The 1,210-nt window shown below is 30.9% G+C and carries 1 protein-coding gene; it reads right to left on the reverse strand.

Annotated elements, in window-relative coordinates:
- Positions 1 to 4 precede the first annotated feature (4 nt).
- Entirely contained in the window at positions 5 to 943 is a 939-nt protein-coding gene (locus tag BAU17_RS03055; RefSeq protein ID WP_161901350.1) for a magnesium transporter CorA family protein, read from the reverse strand.
- Between the last annotated feature and the right edge of the window lie 267 nt (positions 944 to 1,210).

A 1,210-nucleotide genomic window follows, 5' to 3' on the forward strand; every position in this document is an offset into this window, starting at 1 on the left:
TTTTTTATTTAAAATAATTTTTCTTAGCTAAATAGACGCCAGTTAAAACAGTTAAAATAAACATACCAACCATTACGATGAAAAAACCTAGGGGAGATTCTTTACCTGGTAATCCTCCGGTATTCATGCCCCAAATTCCTCCAATAACTGTTGGAATAGTCAAAACAAGTGCTGCCGACTCTAAATATTTCATCAATTGATTTAAGTTATTGCTAATCATACTTGCAAATAAATCACCGATTGTTTTGAGTAAATCCTGATAGATTTGAACGGTTTTTAATGCTTGTTTTTGCCGAAGCTTAACGTCAAAAACCAATCGTTGGTCGTTAACTCTCTCTAAAAACTCATGATCCTTACATAAGTAGTCCAATGTCTGATTCTGATCAGCTAAAACATGTGCAATAAAAATAATTTCTCTTTCGACATCTGCTAATTGGAAAAGTTCTTTGCTTCCTGTGGTTTTACGTGCAGCTCGATCAAGCTTATCAATTATTTGTTTTATCTCTTTAAGCCCTGCAATAAAATGGCGATTCATATTAAGTAAAGCGTATAGAATGATTTGCTCAAATGAATGAAAAGGTACTTGTTTTTCAAAGAGTTGTTCCATAAAATGACGATTTTTTCCAACATAAATAATCAGCAACTCTTCAGAAAGTATAAAGGATATCGGACTGATTCGCTCTTCAATAGAAGAGTTGACAGAAGAAAGGTTAAAAAATACGAGCGAAATTGCATGTGTTAGAGTTGTATCTTCAAGGTATTCCATTCTGGAAATTTCATCTAAACTATCGGCAGCTACAAAAATATCTTTTGGCAGATGAAACTGTGTAATTATATTAGGTAACTCATCTTTAGATTCTTCATCAATCACTAGCCAATTATAATTCTCTGTAGTACTAGGTTTTAAACCATGTTCTTTGTCTAGCTGAAAATACATCATCATTTTCTTCACTCCTAATATCATATTTAATCGTGATTTCATTGGAATCATTTTTCAGGTAATTCGTAAATAAAGAAGCTTTGAGATTAACATTAACCATAAGTATATTATAAAGTCTTTTTCGCTATAAAAGATGGATTTCGTTAAATTGTCCATAGTGGTTTAAAAAATGAAATATACTATATTAGTAAAAATTTCTATTTTTTATCATAATTGCTAGATGTTATTTCTTCTTGCAACGATTCTACTCTCTTTTTTAAAGAATAGGCT

This window comes from Candidatus Enterococcus willemsii (assembly GCF_009933335.1).
Taxonomy (GTDB): domain Bacteria; phylum Bacillota; class Bacilli; order Lactobacillales; family Enterococcaceae; genus Enterococcus_F; species Enterococcus_F willemsii.